The organism is Saccharopolyspora indica (genome assembly GCF_027853965.1).
Lineage (GTDB): Bacteria > Actinomycetota > Actinomycetes > Mycobacteriales > Pseudonocardiaceae > Saccharopolyspora > Saccharopolyspora indica.
The window spans coordinates 124,326-144,315 of sequence record NZ_JAQGLB010000020.1; the positions used below are offsets into that span (position 1 = coordinate 124,326).

Sequence of the window (19,990 nt, forward strand, 5' to 3'; positions counted from 1 at the left end):
ACCTGCAGTGACGAGTGGCGGACTGGGCATCAACTCGCGAACCCGGATCTGGGGCCCGGACGACGGGACGTCCGACTGGGTCCCGGCACCCGGGCTGCCCGACGGTGGTGAGCTCGTGGTGGACGCCGAAGCCCGCAACGCCGCGGGCACCGATCGCGGCGCTCGCGTGACAGCCCTGCCCGGCGCGGTCTTGCGCCCGGCCGGAGCCGGTGACGTCGAAGCCGTCGTGCGGTTCGCGCACCAGCACGGGATCCCGTGCGCCGCGCAGGGCAACCAGCACACCGTCGGCGGGCAGGCGCTGGCCGCCGACGGGATCGCCATCGACATGCTGCGGCTCAACCGCATCCACTCCCTCCAGCCGCCCGCGGCGGACGGGTCGGCCGGAGTCGTCGAGATCGATGCGGGCGTGCTGCTGACCGACGTCGCCATCGCCGCGGACAAGCACCGGGCCCGCGTCAGCACCGGGTATCCCGGCCGCACCACGCTGTCGGCCGGCGGGTTCGCCGCGGTGGGCGGGTGGAGCGCCAACGTGCGCAGCGGGGCGTTCGGCGCCGCGGTGTCCCGCATGGAGGTCGTCACCCCCACCGGGCAGCGGCTGCTGTGCAGCGCGGACGAGAACGACGAGGTGTACGACGCGGTGCTCGGCGGCGTCGGCCAGCACGGCGTCATCACCCGGCTCTGGGTCGAGCTGACGCCTGCGCCGAGCCGGGTGAGCACCTACACGCTGCGGTTCAGCTCTCCTGCTGCGGCGTACCAGGCCCTCCGGGTCCTGTCCGACAACCCCGATCTCGACGAGCTGCACGTCACCTGGAAGTACCCCGACGCGCAGGTCGCCTGGCTGGAGGCCGACATCTACGACCCCGGGCCGCGCGGGATCGATGCCACCGTGCTGGACGGGTTCGGCGAGGGCGAGCCCGAGTACCAGGACCGCGCCTACCTCGACTTCGTCCTCGGCCTGGCGGACCCGATGTACGACTACGCCGAGCGGGAGCTGGGCTGGAACGAGCTCCCGAAGGCGTGGGCCGACTGGATCATGACCGACGATCAGCTGACCGAGATCCTGCCCGAAGCCCTGCCGCAGGTGCAGCCGCTCATCAGCCCGACCTCGGTGGTGCTGCTGGCGGTGAAGAACCGCGCGGCCATGGACGCGGCGGGCCGCCGCAACCCGCCGCTGCCCGAAGGCGCGGGGGAGCGGTACTGGCTGCTGGACTGCCTGCTGGACTTCCCGACCCGCGAGCGCGCGGACGAAGCGGTGCGACTCCTCCACGACCTGCACGCCTTCGCCCTCGCCCGCGGTGCCCGCATCTACTCGATCGGCACGTTCACCGACCCGGGTGTCCACGCCGAAACCGGCCTGGCCCCGGGCACCAGCAAGCCGAAGATCGACCGGTAGCCGGGTGGGCCCGTGAGTGCTTCGGGGCGCTGGGACACCCCGAAACGCTCACGGGCTCGCGGCTCGGTCCTGCGGGATGACGGGGTGCTTCGGGCTCCGGTCGACGCGGAGCTCGAAGACGTCCGGCCGGGAGTAGTGGCCGACGACGTCGAAGTCGTACTTGCCCTCCGCGATTCGCCCGAGGTCGAGCTCCGCGCGCAGGATCGCAGGCCCGTCGGTCGCAGGCCCGGCCAGCACGGTGCCGAGCGGGTCCACGATGACCGACGCTCCGCGGCTGAGGACTTCGCCGGGTTCGGCGTCGACGGGGTAGTCGGCCGGGTAGTCCGAGCGGCGGGTGAACTGGTTGGCGGAGAGCACGAAGCAGCGGCCCTCGCAGGCGATGTGCTGCATGCTGGCCACCCACGTGTCGCGCGGGTCGGCGGTCGGCGCGCAGTAGAGCTGAACGCCCTGGGAGTACATGTGCATGCGCATCGCGGGCATGTAGTTCTCCCAGCAGATGACGGTGCCGATGCGGCCGATCGGGGTGTCGTGGACCGGCATCGTCGAACCGTCGCCGAAGCCCCACACCAGTCGTTCGCTGCCGGTCGGCATCAGCTTCCGGTGCTTTCCGAGCAGGACGCCGTCGGGCCCGAAGGTCAGCGCGGTGCAGTAGAGCGTGCCGCGATCGCACTCGATGACGCCGATGACCAGGTGCATCCCGTGCCGCGCGGCCGCCGCCCCGATCCGCTCGGTCGCCGGTCCGGGCACCTCGACCGACGACTCCCAGTACCGCCGGTACAGCTGCCTGCCCTCCGGCGTCCGCTGCCCGACGGTCGCTCCGAAGGTCGCGCCACGGGGATAGGCGGACACGAACGCCTCCGGGAACACGACCAGCTCGGTCCCACCGGCAGCCGCCTGCTCGGCGAGCCGGTCGACCTTGTCGAGCGTGGCGTCGAGATCGAAAGCAACGGGAGCGTCCTGCACAACAGCGGCCTGCACGGTGACCATCGCGCCTCCTACACATCAGGATCAGCCGCCATCCGACCACGCCGAACGGTCCAGGTCGACCTCCACAGGTGGCACCAGGTCCGTGAGCGTTTTGGGGCGCTATGGCACCCCAAAACACTCACGGGCTCTAACCTGCAGCTTTGCGACCTAGCTCCGCAAAGTGCCGAGGAACTGCGCGAACGCGCCGGGACTGAACACCAGCACCGGGCCGTCGGGGTCCTTGGAATCCCGGACCCCGATGACGGCGGGCTGAACGGCGACTTCGACGCACTGGCCACCGCTGGAGCCACTGCGACTGGACTTGCGCCAAGTCGTGGTTGGAGAAATCGGGGCGGACACCCTCACCCCTTCTGATTGCTTACTGGTAGGTCTGCTTCACCTTATCGAGGAACTCGCGTGATTCCTCAGGAGGTAGGGAAGCAGCCCGGAGGCGTTCGAACACGACGCTGTAGCGGGTGAATTCCTCCGGCTCCCACAAGTAGGTCGCCCCGAGCACGTCCTCCAGGTACACAACGGAGAGCTGCTGGTCGGCAAGCTGTAGAAGCGTCGCTGCGGACGCAACGGCGATGCGATTCGGGACATCGAAGGGGAGAACACGGACTTCGATGTTCTGCTGGTGTGACGAGGTGATCAGACGTTCAAGTTGACGCCGCATGATCTCGGCGTTCCCCTGCACGCGATGCAAAGCAGCTTCGCTGAGGACGACCTGGAGGTTCACCGGTCTGGTGCGCCGGGTCAGCACCTCTTGGCGCTGCAATCTGGTTTGCACCTGCCGATCGACCAAGCGCGGGTCGGCAGCTGGCTCCCATGCCTGGATGGTCGACCGTGCGTAGTCCTCGGTCTGCAGGAGTCCGGTTACGATTTCGACCTCGTAGATCTTGATCTCCGAGGCGTCGCTTTCCAGTGCCAGGAAGCGCTGGAACCAGTCGGGGACGGCATCGCGGTACATGGTCCGGTGGCGGCTGCGCTTCGGGACCTGTGCGGCCAGTCCGGTCAGGTACTTGCGCCGCTTCGCCGGTGCTCCGTAGAGGTCTGACAGCGTCTCGACTTCTTCTGGCGTGGCAGCCTGCTTCCCGTTCTCGATCTTGCTGATCTTGGGTACGGCGCCGCCCAGCGCTGCCGCTGCTTCGGCGGCTGTGCGACCGGCGTTCTCGCGCAAGCGGCGCAGCTCGATCCCGATCTGGATCTTGAGCACCTTCGGGTCCGGGGACGTCGCCATGCCGCACATCTTGGCACTCCTGTTCGTCAAATCCGGGTGTCTGGATATCGATCACCCAGACCAGCGACTGTTAAGAAGCAACTTTCTCGATAATCTTCTCGCAAGTTGATCGGCAGATGGGAGTCGGGATGTCGAAGTCGTGTCGTTCGCCGAAGGTTTGGGGCGAGGGGGAGCTGTCCGCCGTGCTGGCGGATCTGGCCGAGGCGCAGCAGCCGAGGAAGTTCGCGCTGTGCGAAGTCGCTCGGGATGGCGACGGGGTCGTCGATGCGCAGATCTACCTGTGGGGCTTGGACTTCTGCCGGGAACCGGGTGGCTCGGGGCCGGGCGCGGTGTTCGTCAGTCCGCACGGGTGGACCGGCAACTCCGACTCCGCCGAAGGTGCGCTGGAGTGCTTCTCGCGGATCCGCGACCTCCGGCTGATCTGGCTCTGAGGTGCAGGTTCCGGCTGGTCAGGTCCCGTGAGTGCTTTGGGGCGTCATAGCACCCCAAAGCGCTCGCGGGACTGCTTGCCTGGGCTGCTAAGCTCGGCGGCGCAGCGAGGTCTGCTGCCGGAGATCGAGGGAGGTGAGTTGATGACTGTCCTGGCGACCGCTGCCACGTGCAGCGCCCGGATCATCCTCACTTCCCCGGCCTCGTCCTGACCCGCACCCGCCCAGCGGGAGTTTCGCGCGTGGTCCGGAGGGCCCCTCCCAAAGGAATCCACTGTGGACCTTCCCCGCATCTTCACCATCCGCGAGAGCAGCCACCGCATCCACAACCCGCTGACGCACGACAAGCTGGCCACCCTGGGCCGGGCGCTCCACCTGGCTCCCGGAACGCAGGTGCTCGACCTGGCCAGCGGTTCGGGCGAGATGCTGTGCACCTGGGCCCGCGACCTGGGCTTCACCGGCACGGGCGTGGACATCAGCACGGTCTTCACCGAGCAGGCCCGCGCCCGCGCCGTCGAGCTCGGCGTCGCCGACCGGGTGGCGTTCGTCCACGGCGACGCCGCCGGTCACGTCGCTGACGAGCCGGTCGATCTCGCCGCCTGCATCGGCGCCACCTGGATCGGCAACGGCGTCGCCGGAACCGCCGAGCTGCTCAGCCGCAGCCTCCGCCCCGGAGGCCTGATGCTGATCGGCGAGCCCTACTGGCGCGTGGCTCCGCCGGACCAGGAGACCGCGGAGGCCTGCCACGCGACCAGCCCGGCCGACTTCCTGCCGCTGCCCGGGCTGATCGAGCAGTTCGGCGACCTCGGGTACGACGTCGTGGAGATGGTGCTGGCCGACCAGGACAGCTGGGACCGGTACGCCGCGGCGCAGTGGCTCAACCTCCGCCGCTGGCTCGACCGGAACCCGGACGACGAACTGGCGCCCGAGGTGCGGGCCGAGCTCACCACCGAGCCCGCGCGATATGCGCGCTGCACGCGCGAGCATCTCGGCTGGGGAGTCTTCGCCCTGATGAAGCGCTGATCGCCGGAAGCCCCGCGGGCCGTGCCGGTTCTCAGTCGCGTTGAACCACCGTCGTCCGGCTCACGTTTGCACGTCGAGGTCGGCGTCGTGGACGAGCAGGGCGATTTGAACGCGGTTCTCGAGGTCCAGCTTGGTGAGGATGGCGGAAACGTGCGTCTTGACGGTGGCCAGGCCCAGGTGGTGGCGGGCGGCTATCTCGGCGTTGGAGCGCCCGGCGCCCACGTCGACGGCCACGGTGCGTTCCCGCGGGGCGAGGGCTTCCAGGCGACGGCGTGCTGCTTCGGCGCGGGCGTCGCGTCCGGGTTTCTCGCCCGCGGCGCGGTCCATGAGTCGGCGGGTGACCTCGGGCGAGAGCACCGGTCTGCCTTGCGCCGCCTGGCGGATGGCGACGACGAGTTCCTCGGGCGGGGTGTCCTTGAGCAGGAAACCCGCCGCCCCCGCGCGCAGGGCGCGCAGCACGTGGGCGTCGGAGTCGAAGGTGGTGAGCACGACGATGTTGGGCGCGTGGCCACGGGCGCGGAGGGCCTCGGTGGCGGTGATGCCGTCGGTGCCGGGCATGCGGATGTCCATCAGGACCACGTCGGGCGAGTGGCGGGTGGTCAGCTCGATCGCCTCGGCGCCGTCGCGCGCTTCAGCGACCACCTCCACGTTGGGGGCGCCGCGCAGCATCATGGTCAACCCGAAGCGCACGACCGGGTCGTCGTCGGCGATCAGCACGGTGATGGCCGGGTCGTCGCCCGGTCCTGTCTCGGTCATGCCGGCCACGGTAGCCGGACCGCCAGCCGCCACCCGCCGGCGCGAGTGGGGCCGTGCCGGAGGTCGCCGCCGACGAGCGCGACCCGCTCAGCCAGGCCGCTCAGCCCCGCCCCGGATCCGGGCGGTGTCGCCGCGGGGCGCACGGGCGGTGCCTCGTTGACCACTTCCGCGCTCAGGTGCGCGCCGGGTTCGGCGGTGATCGTGATGGCGATCGGCGCGGCGGAAGCGTGCTTGCGCGCGTTGGTCAGCGCCTCCTGCACGAACCGGTACAGGGTGCGGCCCAGAGCTGCCGGGACCGCGTGGGCACCGGTGCACACGCCCGGCTCGTCGAGCAACCGCACGTCGGTGCCGGTGCGGGCGGTTTCCTCGACGAGCTCGGCGATGTCCGCGACACCGGGAAGCGGCATGTCACCGTCCGGGGCGCGCAGCACCGAGATGACCTCGCGCAGGTCTTTGAGCGCGCGGTGGGCGCTTTCCCGGATCAACTCCGCGGCCTGCTGCGTCTCCTCGGCCGTGGCCGCGCGGTGGTAGGCCAGGGCACCCGCGTTGATGGTGAGCAGCGACAGCCGGTGGCCGAGCACGTCGTGCATCTCCCGGGCCAGAGCCTCGCGGGCCTCGAGCCTGGCGTGCTCGGTGCGCAGCTGGGCCTCGACTTCGGCGGCGACGGCCCGTTCCCGCAGCGACGCGATGAGCTGGTGACGGCCGCGCCGCAGCAGCCCCCACGCGACGACCACGACGTGCACGAGAAGGATCCACGAGACGAACACCCACGTCGACACCATCGAGACCAGAGGCATCTGCCGCAACGTCAGGTAGACGGTGTGGGTGAGCACGCTGCCCGCGGCGAGCAGCACGACGGTCCATGCCGAGCGGTGGACGGCCACGGTGAACAACATGACCAGCGCCGCGGGTGAGGCGGTCTCCGAGAAGGTGGTCAGTGCCACCAGGATGGCGGCCAGCACCGTCGGACAACGGCGTCGCCACCAGAGCGCGAGACAGCCGAGCGCCCCGGCGGCGGTGTCGGCGGTCATGATCCAGCCGGGTGCCGGCTCGATCTCCAGCCGGAGGACCGCCACCGCGAGCCCGGCCAGGACCGCGAGCACGAACAGCCCACCGTCGGCGGCCCGGTCCCGGCGCCGGCTGTGCGCTGCGTCGTTCACGGTGCCGAGCCTAGACGGGCCACCGCTCCCGCCGGCTCCCACCGAAGACGGAGGCGCGGCTCCGACTTTGGTCAGGCGTTCCGGGTCCTGCGGTGGATCCGCGTGAGCGACCGGGGGTCCTAGCGTCGATGCGGCAAGTCACCGCTACCAAGGAGTTTCCGTGTTCGGTACGCGCTCGAGACTGCTCGTCGTGGGAGCCGCGTCGTTGGCCCTCGCGAGCGCCTGCACCACACCGCCCCCGCCCGGCGCACCGCCACCGGACCTGACCGAATTCCACGACCAGCAGGTCGCGTTCGAGCCGTGCGGCCCCTTCGCGACGACGTCCACCGACGAGAAGCTGTTCGCCAACGAGCGCCTCGACTGCGCGCGGGTGCAGGTTCCCTTGGACTACGACGACCCGGACGGGGCTCGCGGTGAGGTCGCCCTGCTGCGGATCCCGGCCAGTGGCGAGAAGATCGGGTCGCTCTTCGTCAACCCGGGCGGCCCCGGCGGTTCGGGGATGAACTTCGTCGCCACCATGGCCTCCGCGAATCCACTGTGGACCGATGGGTTGCTCGGGCAGCGGTTCGACATCATCGGGTTCGACCCCCGCGGCGTGGGCGCCTCGTCGCCCCAGGTGGACTGCTTCACCGATGCCGACAACGACGATCGTGCCGCGGGCTTCGACAACGCGCTGGATCCACACGGCGCCGCCAGCGAGGAGCACGCCCAGGAGATCATGCAGCGGTGCGCGGAGAGCGCGGGTGGGGAGGACGCGCTCACCAGCATCGGCACCCGGGAGGTCGCGCGGGATGTGGACGTGCTGCGGGAGGTCCTGGGCGACGAGAAGCTGACCTTCCTCGGCTACAGCTACGGGACCGAGTTGGGCGGCGTCTACGCGGAGGCGTTCCCGGAGAAGGTGCGCGCGCTGGTCCTCGACGGCGCGGTCTCCCCTGGTCAGACCCCGGACGAGATGACCATCGGGCAGGCCGTGGCGGCCCAGGAGGGCTTCGGCCGGCTGGCCGAGGAATGCGCGAAGGCCCCGGACTGTCCACTGGGGACCGATCCGGCTCTCGCCACCGAGAGGTTCCAGGCGTTGACGCGGCCGCTGGTCGACCAGCCCGCACCGACCGCCGACGGCCGCGGCCTCGGCTACAACGACGCCATCACCGCTGCGGCGACCGGGATGCGCGCCGAGGCGCTGCTTCCCCAGCTCATCGACGGGCTCACCGAACTGGCCGAGGGCCGGGGTGACATCCTGCTCGCGCTGCGTGACCAGATGACCGGCCGCGGACCGGACGGCCGCTACAACGGTCTGATGGAGGACTTCCTCGCGATCCGGTGCATGGACTGGCCCCGCCGCTCGCCGGCCGAGCAGACCGAGTTGAACCGCCGGCTCCGCGAAGCGGCGCCGTTCATGGACGACGGCAGGCCGGTGGAGCAGAGCCACCACGCGTGCGAGGCATGGCCGAAGCCGCCGTCCAGGACGGGCCCCTGGCTCGCCGCTGACGTCGCCGGGCTGCCACCGACGCTGACCGTGTCGACCACCGGGGACATCGCCACTCCGTACCAGGCGGGGGTCGAACTGGCCGACGCGCTCGGCGGCGGCCTGCTGACCGTGGAGGGCGAGCAGCACGGCGTCTCGCTGGTCGGCAGCAACGCGTGCATCGACGACACCGTCCTCGCATACCTGGTCGACCTGAGGACACCGCCCGAAGGTGCCCGCTGCGTCCTGTGACGGACGGCTGTTTGATTGAAATTGCATGAGGGTGCATAATCATCCGCATGACGGTTCGAGTGGCTGTTGCCGGTGCCAGTGGCTACGCGGGTGGGGAGCTGCTCCGCCTGCTGCTCTCGCACCCCGAGGTGGAGATCGGTGCGTTGACCGCGGGCGGCAACGCCGGGAGCGCGCTCGGGCAGCACCACCCGAACCTGCTGCCGCTGGCCGACCGGGTCCTGGTCGAGACCACGGCCGCCGAGCTCGCCGGGCACGACGTCGTCTTCCTCGCGCTGCCGCACGGGCACTCCGCCGCGATCGCCGCCGAGCTCGGCGAGGACACCGTGGTGATCGACTGCGGTGCCGACCACCGGCTCAACGATCCCGAGGACTGGTCCCGCTGGTACGGCGGCGAGCACCCGGGCACCTGGCCCTACGGCGTTCCCGAACTGCCCGGCGCGCGCGAGCGCCTGCGCGGCGCCAAGCGCGTCGCCGTCGCCGGGTGCTTCCCCACGGTGTCCTCGCTGGCGCTCGCGCCTGCGCTGGCCGCCGGTCTCGTCGAGCCCGAAGCGGTCGTCGTCGCGGTCACCGGCACCTCCGGCGCTGGTCGCGCGCTCAAGCCGCACCTGCTCTCCGCCGAGGTCATGGGCTCCGCCAGCGTCTACGGCGTCGGCGGCGCGCACCGGCACACCCCGGAGTTCATCCAGAACCTCAGCGCCGCCGCGGGCGAACCGGTGAAGGTCTCGTTCACGCCCGTCCTGGCGCCGATGGCGCGCGGCATCCTCGCCACCTGCAGCGCCGCGCTGCGCGAGGGCGTCAGCGCCGACTCCGCGCGCGAGGCCTACCTCGAGGCCTACGGCGACGAGCCGTTCGTGCACGTGCTCCCCGAGGGGCAGTGGCCGCAGACCTCGGCCACGCTCGGCGCGAACACCGTCCACCTCCAGCTGGCCGTGGACCCCGACGCCGACCGGCTGATCGTCGTCGCCGCCGAGGACAACCTGACCAAGGGCACCGCGGGCGGAGCCGTGCAGTGCATGAACCTCGCGGTCGGGCTGCCCGAGATCACCGGCCTGCCGACGGTCGGAGTGGCCCCGTGACCGGTCTCTCGCTCCGCCTGCACGACGAGCTGCTGGCCGTCGGCATGGTGCCCGCGCACGCCAACCTGGCGCTGACCGGCGGCAACGCGCCGATCCACGGCAGCCTGACCACCAGCGCGGGCCGCACCATCGTCTTCCCGCACTCGCTGGCCGCCGAAGCCGGCCGCGACGTGCGGGTGGAAGGCCCGTTCCGGGCGCTGGAGGTGCAGGGCCCGCTGGACTTCGCGCTGACCGGAGTCCTGGCCGCGCTGCTGGTGCCGCTGGCCGACGCCGGGATCAGCGTCTTCACCCTGTCCACCTTCGACACCGACTGGATCCTGGTCCCGGCCGACGCCGCCGGGAAGGCCGCGGCCGCGCTCACCGCGGCCGGGCACGTCGTCGAGATGACCGAGGAGAGCACATGAGCGTGACCGGACCTGCCGGTTTCCGGGCGGCCGGGGTGGCCGCCGGGATCAAGGCCGGTGGCAAGCGCGATCTCGCGCTCGTCGTCAACGACGGACCGCAGCAGACCGCGGCCGGGGTGTTCACCACCAACAAGGTCAAGGCCGCGCCCGTGCTGTGGTCGCAGCAGGTGCTCAAGGAGCACAAGCTGCGGGCCGTGGTGCTCAACTCCGGCTGCGCCAACGCCTGCACCGGACCCGAGGGCTTCCAGGACACCCACGCCACCGCGGAGAAGGTCGCCGACGTGCTCGGCGCCGGCGCCATCGAGGTGGCGGTCTGCTCGACCGGCCTGATCGGCGAGCGGCTGCCGATGGACGCGCTGCTGCCCGGCGTGGACACCGCGAACGGAGCGCTCGCGGGCGGCGCGCAGGCCGGTCTCGACGCGGCCACCGCGGTGCTCACCACCGACACCAAGCCCAAGCAGGCCTTCGGGCAGCACGACGCGGGCTGGTCGATCGGCGGCTTCGCCAAGGGCGCCGGGATGCTCGCGCCGAACCTGGCCACCATGCTCAGCGTCCTCACCACCGACGCGGTGATCAGCGGCGACGACCTGGACGACGCGCTGCGCGCGGCCACCCGCGTCACCTTCGACCGGCTCGACGTCGACGGCGGCACCTCCACCAACGACACCGTGCTGGTGCTGGCCTCCGGCGCCTCCGGCGTCGAGGTGTCCAAAGAGGACTTCACCGCGCTGCTGACCACCGTCTGCACCGACCTCGTCCGGCAGCTGCAGGACGACGCCGAGGGCGCCACCAAGACCATCGACATCACCGTGCGCGGCGCGGTCAGCGAAGCCGACGCGGTCGCCATCGGCCGCACCATCGCCGAGGACAACCTGGTCAAGACCGCGATCTTCGGCTCCGACCCGAACTGGGGCCGCATCGCGATGGCGCTCGGCCGGGTGGACGCCGAGATCGACGTCGACCGGCTGGAGATCGCCACCAACGGCGTCACCCTCTACGCCGCGGGCACCAAGGCCCGCGACCGCAGCGAGGCCGACCTGTCCGGCCGCGAGGTCGAGATCGTGGTGGACCTGCACCTCGGCGAGCACGCCGCGACCATCCTGACCACCGACCTGTCCCACGCCTACGTCGAAGAGAACAGCGCCTACTCCTCATGACTCCGGAAACCACCGACCGGCTGGCCACCGCCGCGGAGAAGGCCAGCGTCCTGGTCGAAGCACTCCCGTGGCTGCAGCGCTTCCACGGCGCCACCATCGTGGTCAAGTACGGCGGCAACGCGATGGTCGACGACGAGCTCAAGCAGGCCTTCGCCACCGACATGGTGTTCCTGCGCCTGGCCGGGCTGCACCCGGTCGTGGTGCACGGCGGCGGCCCGCAGATCACCTCGATGCTCGACCGCCTCGGCATGCAGGGCGAGTTCCGCGGCGGCCTGCGGGTGACCTCCCCGGAAACCATGGACGTGGTGCGGATGGTGCTGGTCGGCCAGGTCGGGCGCGAGCTCGTCGGCCTGATCAACCAGCACGGCCCGCACGCGGTCGGCATGTCCGGCGAGGACGCCCGGCTGTTCACCGCCGAGCGGCGCACCGCCACCGTCGACGGCGAGGCGGTCGACGTCGGCCTGGTCGGCGACGTGGTCTCGGTCAACCCCGACGCGGTGCTCGACCTGATCAACGCCGGTCGCATCCCGGTGGTCTCCACCGTCGCGCCCGACGTCGACGGCGTGGTGCACAACGTCAACGCCGACACCGCCGCCGGCGCGCTGGCCGTGGCGCTCGGCGCCGAGAAGCTGGTGGTGCTCACCGACGTCGAAGGCCTCTACACCGACTGGCCGGACCGCTCGTCGCTGGTGTCCCGGCTCGACGTCGACCAGCTCGCGGAACTGCTGCCGAACCTGGCCTCGGGCATGGTCCCCAAGATGGAGGCGTGCCTGCGCGCGGTGCGCGGCGGGGTCCCGCGGGCGCACGTCATCGACGGACGCCTCGCGCACTCCGTGCTGCTGGAGGTCTTCACCAGCGCCGGCATCGGCACCATGGTGCTGCCGGCGCAGAACACCGAGGAGAACTCATGACCGGCAACGTGGCGGGCGCGCAGCGCTGGCAAGCGTCCATGATGGACAACTACGGCACCCCGAAGCTGACCCTGGTCAGCGGCTCGGGCGCCGAGGTCACCGACGCCGACGGCAAGACCTACCTCGACTTCCTGAGCGGGATCGCGGTCAACGCGCTCGGCCACGGGCACCCCGCCATCGTGCGCGCGGTCTCCGAGCAGGTCGGCAAGCTCGGCCACGTCTCCAACCTCTACGTGCACGAACAGGGGCTCGCGCTGGCCGAGCGGCTGCTGGAGCTGGTGGGTGCGCCGGGTCGCGTGCTGTTCTGCAACTCCGGTGCCGAGGCCAACGAAGCCGCGTTCAAGATCGCGCGGCTCACCGGCCGGGCCAAGATCGTTGCCACGCACGGCGGGTTCCACGGCCGCACCATGGGCGCGCTCGCGCTCACCGGCCAGCCCGCCAAGCAGCAGCCGTTCGAACCGCTGCCGCCCGGCGTGGTGCACGTGCCCTACGGCGACGCCGCCGCGCTGGAGTCCGAAGTGGACGACAACACCGCCGCGGTGTTCCTGGAACCGATCCAGGGCGAGAACGGCGTCATCGCCCCGCCCGAGGGCTACCTGCGGGCGGCCCGCGAGATCACCGCCCGCACCGGCGCGCTGCTCGTGCTCGACGAGGTGCAGACCGGCATCGGCCGCACCGGCTCCTGGTTCGCCTTCCAGCGCACCGGCATCGTGCCCGACGTGATCACCCTGGCCAAGGGCCTCGGCGGCGGCCTGCCCATCGGCGCCTGCATCGGCATCGGCGCCGCGGGCGACCTGCTGCACCCCGGCCAGCACGGCACCACCTTCGGCGGCAACCCGGTGGTCTGCGCGGCCGCGCTCGCGGTCCTGGACACCATCGCCGAGGACGGGCTGCTCGACCACGTCGTCAAGGTCGGCGCGGAACTCGCCACCGGCCTGCGGCAGCTCGACCACCCGCTGATCGGCGAAGTGCGCGGCGAAGGCCTGCTGATCGGCGTGGGCCTGACCGAACCGGTCTCGGCCAAGATCGCCGCCGCCGGGCAGGACGCCGGATTCCTGCTCAACCCCATCCAGCCGGACGCCATCCGGCTCGCCCCACCGCTGATCGTGCGCTCCGAGCAGGTGCAGCGGCTGCTCGCCGCCCTGCCCGCGCTGCTCGACGCTGCCAAGGAGAACGACTGATGCCCCGCCACTTCCTCCGCGACGACGACCTCACCCCCGCGGAGCAGGCCGAGGTCCTCGACCTCGCCGACCAGCTCAAGGCCGACCCGCTCGGCTCCGACGCGCTCGCCGGCCCCAAGGCCGTCGCGGTGCTGTTCGAGAAGAACTCCACCCGCACCCGGCTGTCCTTCGAGGTCGGCATCGCCCAGCTCGGCGGCCACCCGGTCGTCGTGGACGGGCGGATGATGCAGCTCGGCCGCGAGGAGACCATCGAGGACACCTCGCAGGTCCTGTCCCGCTACGTCGACGCCGTGGTCTGGCGGACCTTCGCGCAGGCCCGCATCGACGCGATGGCCTCGGTCTCCCGCGTCCCGGTGATCAACGCGCTGACCGACGAGTTCCACCCCTGCCAGGTCCTCGCCGACCTGCAGACCATCCGCGAGCGGCACGGCAAGCTCGCCGGCCTGACCCTGACCTACCTCGGCGACGGCGCCAACAACATGGCGCACTCGCTGATGGTCGGCGGCGTCACCGCGGGCATGCACGTGCGCATCGGCGCACCGGAGAACTTCCGGCCGCTGGACTGGGTGCTGGACGCGGCCAAGGCGCGCGCCGCCGAAACCGGTGGCTCCGTCGAGCTCTTCAGCACCCCGAAGGCCGCCGTGGACGGCGCGGACGTCCTGGTCACCGACGCCTGGACCTCGATGGGCCAGGAGAACGACGGCAAGGACCGGGTCAGCCCGTTCCGGCCGTTCCAGGTCAACGCCGAGCTGCTGGCCGCCACCGGCAAGGCCGACACCAGCGTCCTGCACTGCCTGCCCGCGCACCGCGGCATGGAGATCACCGACGAGGTGATCGACGGCCCGGCCAGCGCGGTGTTCGACGAGGCCGAGAACCGGCTGCACGCCCAGAAGGCGCTGCTGGCGTGGTTGGTGCGACGACCATGACGAGCCGAGTCGCGCGGCAGGCCCGCATCGTCGAACTGGTCTCGGCCAACGGCATCCGCAGCCAGACCGAACTGGCCAAGCTGCTCGCCGACGACGGGATCGAGGTCACCCAGGCCACCCTGTCCCGGGACCTGGACGAGCTCGGCGCGGTCAAGCTGCGCGGCGCCGACGGGGGAGCGGCGGTCTACGTCATCCCCGAGGACGGCAGCCCCGTCCGCGGCGTCCAGGGCGGCACCTCGCGGCTGAGCAGGCTGCTCGGCGAGCTGCTGGTCAGCGCCGACGGATCGGGCAACCTGACGGTCCTGCGCACCCCGCCGGGCGCGGCCCAGTTCCTGGCCAGCGCCATCGACCGGGCCTCGCTGCCGGAGGTCGTCGGGTCCATCGCGGGCGACGACACCGTGATGATCGTCGCCCGCGAACCGCTCACCGGCCGCGAGCTGGGCGAGCGGTTCACCGCGATGGCCGCCGGTGCCGACGATGCGGCGGAGAGCAACGGGAGAACGTAGGAGCAGAGCAGATGAGTGAGCGCGTGGTGCTCGCCTACTCCGGCGACGAGGCGGCCTTCGAGGGACTCGACGCGGAAGTCGTGGCGATCGCGGTGGACCTGGGCCAGGGCGGCGAAGACCCGGCGGCGATCCGCCGACGCGCCCTCGACCACGGGGCCGCCGAAGCGCTGGTCGTCGACGCCCGCGACGAGTTCGCCGAGCAGCACTGCCTGCCCGCGCTCCAAGCGCACGCGCTCCACCTGGGCCGCTACCCGCTGGTCGCGGAGCTGGCCCGGCCGCTGATCGCCAAGCACCTCGTCGCCGCCGCCGACGAGTTCGGCGCGGGAACCGTCGCGCACGGCTGCGAAGCCGACATCGCCGCGCTCGCTCCTCGCCTGGCGGTCATCCCTCCCGGCGGAGCGGGTCCCGCGCTCGGTCGCAACGTCTGGGGCCGGAACGCGGAAACCCCGCAGGACTGGCACGCCGAACCGGAATGGCCCGAAGAGCTGACCATCAAGTTCGACGAAGGCGTCCCGGTGGCCATCGACGGCGAGACCGTCACCGTGCTGCAAGCCATCCAGGAGCTCAACCGCCGGGCCGGCGCGCACGGCGTCGGGCACGGGCGGCACCACGCACCGGGCGCGATCGCGCTGATCACCGCGCACCAGGAGCTGGAAGAGGTGACGCTGGAACGGGACCTGGCCCGCTTCAAGCGCACCGTCGGGCAGCGGTGGACCGAACTGGTCCGCGACGGCATGTGGTTCTCCCCGCTCAAGGACGCCCTGGACGCCTTCATCGCGGACTCGCAGCACCAGGTCTCCGGCGAGGTCCGGATCGCCCTGCACGCGGGCCGCGCGTCGGTCCGCGACCGGCGCACCGACGAACCCCGCCGCGCCGAGCACCTCCCGACCTGGTACGACTCGCTGCGAGCGGGATCCGCACCGGCTCCGCACCGCCCACCCGAAGGGTGGAGGATGGTCAATTTCGTACGAAATTGACCATCACCCGGGTGAACGTCAATTTCGTACGAAATTGACACCCCGCGCAACGCAACTACGAGCACACCGAAGGAACACCCGTGACGCAGCAAGGCAGCGAGCCCACCAAGCTCTGGGGCGGCCGGTTCGCCTCCGGCCCGGCCGAGGCGATGGCCGCGCTGAGCCTGTCGACCCACTTCGACTGGCGCCTGGCGCCCTACGACATCGCAGGCTCCCGCGCCCACGCCCGCGTGCTGCACCACGCCGGGCTGCTCACCGCCGACGAGCTCGAACGGATGCTCCAGGGCCTCGACGTCCTGGCCGCCGACGTCGAATCCGGCGCGTTCAAGCCGGTGATCGACGACGAGGACGTGCACACCGCGCTCGAACGCGGCCTGCTGGAGCGCGTCGGCCCGGAACTCGGCGGCAAGCTGCGCGCCGGCCGCTCCCGCAACGACCAGGTCGCCACCCTGTTCCGGATGTGGCTGCGCGACGCCAACCGCCGCGTGGCCACCGGCGTCCTGGACGTCGTCGACGCCCTCGTCGCCCAGGCGACCGACCACCCCGACGCCGTCCTGCCCGGCCGCACCCACCTCCAGCACGCCCAGCCGGTGCTGCTGGCGCACCACCTCCTGGCGCACTGCCAGGCGCTGCTGCGCGACGTCGCGCGCATCCGCGACTGGGACGCGCGCACCGCGTACTCGCCCTACGGCTCCGGTGCGCTGGCGGGCTCCTCGCTCGGCCTCGACCCGCAGGCCGTCGCCGCCGAACTCGGCTTCGACGGCGCCGTGGACAACTCCATCGACGGCACCGCGTCCCGCGACTTCGCCGCCGAAGCGGCGTTCTGCCTGGCGATGCTCGGCGTGAACCTCTCCCGGATCGCCGAGGAGGTGATCATCTGGAACACCGCCGAGTTCGGCTACGTGACCCTCGACGACGCCTGGGCCACCGGCAGCTCGATCATGCCGCAGAAGAAGAACCCCGACGTCGCCGAACTCGCCCGCGGCAAGTCCGGCCGGCTCATCGGCAACCTCAGCGGCCTGCTGGCCACGCTCAAGGCGCAACCGCTGGCCTACAACCGCGACCTGCAGGAGGACAAGGAGCCGGTCTTCGACTCCGTCGAGCAGCTCGACCTGCTGCTGCCCGCGATGGCGGGCATGCTCGGCACCCTGACCTTCCACACCGAGCGGCTCGCCGAGCTGGCGCCCGCCGGCTTCACCCTGGCCACCGACATCGCCGAGTGGCTGGTCCGCCAGGGCGTTCCGTTCCGGGTGGCGCACGAGGCGTCGGGGGAGTGCGTGCGCACCGCCGAAGCCCGCGGCGTGGGCCTGGAAGACCTGACCGACGAGGAACTGGCGGCGGCCAACCCGGCGCTGACCCCGCAGGTGCGCGAGGTGCTCACCGTGGAAGGCTCCATCGCCTCCCGCGACGCGCACGGCGGCACCGCCCCCGACCGCGTCCGTGAGCAGCGCGAACGGGTGGTCGCGGCAGCGCGCGAACATCGCGACTGGCTGTCTAAGTGATCACGGTTCAGACACGACCGGTACTGTCTAGGCCGTGAGCCAGGTGACGCGCGACGAACTCGCCCTCGACCCGCTGTGGGTGGCTCGACGGCTGCTCGGCTGCGAGCTCCGGTCGAACAGCCCCGAGGGCGAGGTCGCCGTCCGCCTGGTCGAGGTCGAGGCCTACCGCGGCCCGGACGACCCCGCGTCGCACTGCTACCGGGGCCGCACCGAGCGCAACGCGGTGATGTTCGGCCCGGCCGGTCACCTCTACGTGTACTTCGTCTACGGGATGCACTTCTGCATCAACGTGGTGTGCCTGACCGACGGCGTCCCCGGTGCGGTCCTGCTCCGCGCCGGGGAGATCACCACCGGGCTGGACCTCGCGCGCTCCCGGCGCCCGGCGGTCCGCAAGGACGTCCAGCTGGCCAGCGGTCCGGCCCGGCTGGCGGGCGTGCTGGGCATCACCCGCGAGCACAACGGCATCGACCTCACCGACCCGGAGTCACCCGTCCGGCTGGTCAACGGCGCGCAGGTCGCCGAGGACGACGTCCGCAGCGGCCCGCGCGTCGGAGTGGCCGCGGCCATGGACCTGCCGTGGCGGACCTGGGTGGACGGCTCGGCGGCCGTCAGCACCTACCGCCGCGGCACCCGCCGCCGACCCCGGGCCCGGGCGTAAACCCGGTTGCTCGCATGAGCGAGACTGGCAGGCGTGAGTGAGAACATCCTCGACGAGCTGACCTGGCGCGGACTGATCGCGCAATCCACCGACCTCGACTCGCTGCGACGGGAACTCGACCAGGGGCCGCTCACCCTCTATGCCGGCTTCGACCCGACCGGGCCGAGCCTGCACGCCGGACACCTGATCCCGATCCTGACCCTGCGCCGCTTCCAGCAGGCCGGCCACCGGCCGGTGGTGCTGGCCGGCGGCGCCACCGGGATGATCGGCGACCCGCGCGACGTCGGTGAGCGCAACCTGCACGACGAGAACACCGTGCAGGAGTGGACCGAGAAGATCCGCGCCCAGCTGTCCTCCTTCGTCGACTTCGACGACTCGCCGACCGGGGCGATCATGGAGAACAACGCGCACTGGACGGCCGACCTGCCGGTCACCGCGTTCCTGCGCGACATCGGCAAGCACTTCTCGGTGAACACCATGCTGGCCAGGGACACCGTCAAGCGGCGGCTGGAGACCGACGGCATCTCCTACACCGAGTTCAGCTACATGCTGCTGCAGGCCAACGACTACGTGCAGCTCAACCGCAAGTACGGCACGCTGCTCCAGCTCGGCGGCTCGGACCAGTGGGGCAACATCATCGCCGGCGTCGACCTGGTCCGGAAGCAGCAGGGCGTGGCCGCGCACGCGCTGACCCTGCCGCTGGTCACCGACTCCGAGGGCCGCAAGTTCGGCAAGTCCACCGGCGGCGGGAACGTCTGGCTCGACCCGACGATGACGACGCCGTACGCCTGGTACCAGTACTTCGTGAACGCGGCCGACGCCGACGTGGCGAAGTACCTGCGCCTGTTCACCTTCCTCGGCCGCGAGGAGATCGCCGAACTGGAGCGCACCACCGAGGAGAAGCCGCAGCTGCGCGCCGCGCAGAAGCGCCTCGCCGAGGAGCTGACCACGCTGGTCCACGGCGCGGACGCGACGCGGAAGGTGATCGCGGCCAGCCAGGCGCTGTTCGGCAGGGGAGAGCTGGCCGAGCTCGACGAGGCGACCCTGGACTCGGCGATGGCCGCGGTGCCGACCGCGGAAGCCCGGCTCTCGGACGCGCCGAACCTGGTCGACCTGCTGGTCGAGACCGGTCTGGCGACCGGCAAGGGCGCTGCGCGACGCACCATCAAGGAGGGCGGCGCGTACGTCAACAACGTCAAGATCGCTGATGAGGAGTGGTCTCCGGCGGCGGAGGAACTGCTCCACGGCCGCTGGCTGGTTCTGCGTCGTGGCAAGCGTCACACTGCGGGCGTTCGCGTGGTGCACTAGCCTGGATTCAGCACCGGAACGGGGCGCTGACCTGCGTGTTCGCTTCTTTCCGGTGCTGATCCCCGCCGATTTGACTTGGTGCGGATCAGCGCGTAACTTGTTTCAAGTCAGCGCGACACGGGCCGGGAAAACCGGGCCGGGGCTGACGCGGGGTCGCGAACCAAGCTCCCATCTCAGGATGGTAGAGTGGGCGCCTCGATCGGGAAACCGGAAAAGCGGCTGCGGGCCAGTGCGCCCGCCAGGATGCGGATTCGGATCCCAACCCAGATCTTTGAAGAACATGCGCTTGACTGCGGTCGGGTTGAATAGCGAGCCGGGATTTCAGCGGTGAGACGGAGGGGCTACCCCCCTGAAACGCCCGAAAATGGGCCTGCTAGAGTTACCGACACAAGAAAGCGAACAGAGGAAATGCTCCCCGGAGCTTGCTGGTCTTGAATGACTGGTGGTGATGGTGTGGGTGTGTTCTTTGAGAACTCAACAGCGGACTGTTTTGGTTAGTGTTCTTTAATGCCCCCGACCAAACACATTGTGTTTTGGTTGGTGGTTTCTTTGAGTATGACGCTCGCCCTTTGGGGTTTGAGTGTCTGCTGGGATTGTTCAACAGCATTGTTGGAGAGTTTGATCCTGGCTCAGGACGAACGCTGGCGGCGTGCTTAACACATGCAAGTCGAACGCTGAAGCACTTTCGGGTGTGGATGAGT

Annotated in this window: 20 protein-coding genes and 1 rRNA gene; 16 read left to right on the forward strand and 5 right to left on the reverse strand. The window is 70.9% G+C overall.

The features are described 5' to 3' along the window. Positions 1-7 precede the first annotated feature (7 nt). On the forward strand, positions 8-1,393 hold the full coding sequence (locus OU416_RS32270) for an FAD-binding protein (RefSeq protein WP_270930841.1): 1,386 nt from the start codon (positions 8-10) through the stop codon (positions 1,391-1,393). A gap of 48 nt (positions 1,394-1,441) precedes the next feature. Here OU416_RS32270 and OU416_RS32275 read toward each other — a convergent pair whose 3' ends face one another. The 3 genes from OU416_RS32275 to OU416_RS32285 all read right to left on the reverse strand — a co-directional run bounded on the left by OU416_RS32275 (position 1,442) and on the right by OU416_RS32285 (position 3,599). Further along, positions 1,442-2,380 (reverse strand): carbon-nitrogen hydrolase family protein, encoded by a 939-nt coding sequence (locus OU416_RS32275; protein ID WP_270930842.1) that lies wholly within the window; start codon positions 2,378-2,380, stop codon positions 1,442-1,444. Between the two features lie 147 nt (positions 2,381-2,527). Continuing rightward, entirely contained in the window at positions 2,528-2,707 is a 180-nt protein-coding gene (locus OU416_RS32280) for a DUF397 domain-containing protein (RefSeq protein ID WP_372907148.1), read from the reverse strand. Between the two features lie 31 nt (positions 2,708-2,738). Further along, positions 2,739-3,599, reverse strand: a complete 861-nt coding sequence (locus OU416_RS32285) for a DUF5753 domain-containing protein (protein ID WP_270930844.1) — start codon at positions 3,597-3,599, stop codon at positions 2,739-2,741. Between the two features lie 128 nt (positions 3,600-3,727). Here OU416_RS32285 and OU416_RS32290 point away from each other — a divergent pair, with 128 nt between their 5' ends. Both OU416_RS32290 and OU416_RS32295 read left to right on the forward strand, forming a co-directional pair. Beyond that, positions 3,728-4,030, forward strand: coding sequence for a hypothetical protein (locus OU416_RS32290; protein WP_270930845.1), 303 nt, complete (start codon positions 3,728-3,730; stop codon positions 4,028-4,030). A gap of 273 nt (positions 4,031-4,303) precedes the next feature. Next, a complete protein-coding gene (locus tag OU416_RS32295) occupies positions 4,304-5,050 on the forward strand; it encodes an SAM-dependent methyltransferase (RefSeq protein ID WP_270930846.1) in 747 nt (248 codons plus the stop codon). A gap of 60 nt (positions 5,051-5,110) precedes the next feature. Here the strand turns inward: OU416_RS32295 and OU416_RS32300 are convergent, their stop codons facing one another. Further along, a complete protein-coding gene (locus OU416_RS32300; RefSeq protein ID WP_270930847.1) occupies positions 5,111-5,806 on the reverse strand; it encodes a response regulator transcription factor in 696 nt (231 codons plus the stop codon). Then, the gene (locus OU416_RS32305; RefSeq protein WP_270930848.1) at positions 5,803-6,966 is read right to left on the reverse strand and encodes a sensor histidine kinase; all 1,164 of its coding nucleotides are present in this window, start codon (positions 6,964-6,966) and stop codon (positions 5,803-5,805) included. Before OU416_RS32305 ends, OU416_RS32300 begins: the two co-directional genes overlap by 4 nt. 160 nt (positions 6,967-7,126) lie before the next feature. On the opposite strand from OU416_RS32305, the gene OU416_RS32310 reads away from it, so the two are divergent. From OU416_RS32310 to OU416_RS32370, 13 genes are all read left to right on the forward strand, one after another. Then, entirely contained in the window at positions 7,127-8,683 is a 1,557-nt protein-coding gene (locus OU416_RS32310; RefSeq protein WP_270930849.1) for an alpha/beta hydrolase, read from the forward strand. A 47-nt stretch (positions 8,684-8,730) separates the two neighbouring features. After that, positions 8,731-9,759, forward strand: a complete 1,029-nt coding sequence (gene argC, locus OU416_RS32315) for an N-acetyl-gamma-glutamyl-phosphate reductase (protein WP_270930850.1) — start codon at positions 8,731-8,733, stop codon at positions 9,757-9,759. Further along, the gene (locus OU416_RS32320; protein WP_270930851.1) at positions 9,756-10,163 is read left to right on the forward strand and encodes an ACT domain-containing protein; all 408 of its coding nucleotides are present in this window, start codon (positions 9,756-9,758) and stop codon (positions 10,161-10,163) included. Before argC ends, OU416_RS32320 begins: the two co-directional genes overlap by 4 nt. After that, positions 10,160-11,320 carry a bifunctional glutamate N-acetyltransferase/amino-acid acetyltransferase ArgJ gene (gene argJ / locus OU416_RS32325; RefSeq protein WP_270930852.1) on the forward strand — a complete coding sequence of 387 codons (1,161 nt, stop codon included), beginning with the start codon at positions 10,160-10,162 and terminating at the stop codon, positions 11,318-11,320. Before OU416_RS32320 ends, argJ begins: the two co-directional genes overlap by 4 nt. Next, a complete protein-coding gene (gene argB, locus OU416_RS32330; RefSeq protein WP_270930853.1) occupies positions 11,317-12,231 on the forward strand; it encodes an acetylglutamate kinase in 915 nt (304 codons plus the stop codon). Before argJ ends, argB begins: the two co-directional genes overlap by 4 nt. Continuing rightward, positions 12,228-13,412, forward strand: a complete 1,185-nt coding sequence (locus OU416_RS32335; RefSeq protein WP_270930854.1) for an acetylornithine transaminase — start codon at positions 12,228-12,230, stop codon at positions 13,410-13,412. The genes argB and OU416_RS32335 overlap by 4 nt, the downstream gene beginning before the upstream one ends. Beyond that, a complete protein-coding gene (gene argF / locus OU416_RS32340; protein ID WP_270930855.1) occupies positions 13,412-14,338 on the forward strand; it encodes an ornithine carbamoyltransferase in 927 nt (308 codons plus the stop codon). Before OU416_RS32335 ends, argF begins: the two co-directional genes overlap by 1 nt. Beyond that, positions 14,335-14,844, forward strand: a complete 510-nt coding sequence (locus OU416_RS32345) for an arginine repressor (protein ID WP_270930856.1) — start codon at positions 14,335-14,337, stop codon at positions 14,842-14,844. The genes argF and OU416_RS32345 overlap by 4 nt, the downstream gene beginning before the upstream one ends. Positions 14,845-14,855: 11 nt before the next feature. Next, positions 14,856-15,821, forward strand: coding sequence for an argininosuccinate synthase domain-containing protein (locus tag OU416_RS32350; protein WP_270930857.1), 966 nt, complete (start codon positions 14,856-14,858; stop codon positions 15,819-15,821). 80 nt (positions 15,822-15,901) lie between these two features. Further along, positions 15,902-17,323 carry an argininosuccinate lyase gene (argH, locus tag OU416_RS32355; RefSeq protein ID WP_270930858.1) on the forward strand — a complete coding sequence of 474 codons (1,422 nt, stop codon included), beginning with the start codon at positions 15,902-15,904 and terminating at the stop codon, positions 17,321-17,323. A 34-nt stretch (positions 17,324-17,357) separates the two neighbouring features. Next, positions 17,358-17,981 carry a DNA-3-methyladenine glycosylase gene (locus OU416_RS32360; RefSeq protein ID WP_270930859.1) on the forward strand — a complete coding sequence of 208 codons (624 nt, stop codon included), beginning with the start codon at positions 17,358-17,360 and terminating at the stop codon, positions 17,979-17,981. A gap of 33 nt (positions 17,982-18,014) precedes the next feature. Further along, on the forward strand, positions 18,015-19,289 hold the full coding sequence (gene tyrS, locus OU416_RS32365) for a tyrosine--tRNA ligase (protein WP_270930860.1): 1,275 nt from the start codon (positions 18,015-18,017) through the stop codon (positions 19,287-19,289). A gap of 606 nt (positions 19,290-19,895) precedes the next feature. After that, positions 19,896-19,990, forward strand: a 16S ribosomal RNA gene (locus OU416_RS32370); the annotation flags it as partial.